Genomic DNA, 541 nt, shown 5'->3' on the forward strand with positions numbered 1-541 from the left:
GGGTCAAGCACCACGACCCGGAGCGGGTGGACAACGCCATCGGGCGCGGGGTGCGCTGGAACCTCGGCATGCAGTCGAGGAACGGCGCCTGGGGCGCCTTCGACGTCGACAACACCAGCCCGTTCCCCAACCGGCTGCCGTTCTGCGACTTCGGCGAGGTCATCGACCCGCCGTCGGCCGACGTCACCGCGCACGTCGTGGAGATGCTCGCCGTCGAGGGCCTCGCCCACGACCCGCGCACCCGGCGCGGCGTGCAGTGGCTGCTCGCCGAACAGGAGCCGGACGGCTCGTGGTTCGGACGCTGGGGCGTCAACTACGTCTACGGCACCGGGTCGGTGGTCCCCGCCCTGGCCGCGGCCGGCATCCCCACGTCCCACCCGGCGATCCGGCGGGCCGTCGCCTGGCTGGAAAAGGTGCAGAACGAGGACGGCGGCTGGGGCGAGGACCTGCGCTCCTACCGCTACGCCAGGGAGTGGAGCGGCCGGGGCGCCTCCACCGCCTCGCAGACCGCCTGGGCGCTGATGGCGCTGCTCGCGGCGGG

1 pseudogene is annotated in these 541 nt (G+C 73.9%); it reads left to right on the plus strand.

What is annotated here, in order from left to right:
- Positions 1-541 (plus strand): annotated as a pseudogene (locus CCN29_RS36720) (squalene--hopene cyclase); the annotation flags it as partial.

Origin of the sequence: Streptomyces pseudogriseolus, from assembly GCA_002154585.1 — a bacterium.
GTDB lineage: Bacteria > Actinomycetota > Actinomycetes > Streptomycetales > Streptomycetaceae > Streptomyces > Streptomyces pseudogriseolus.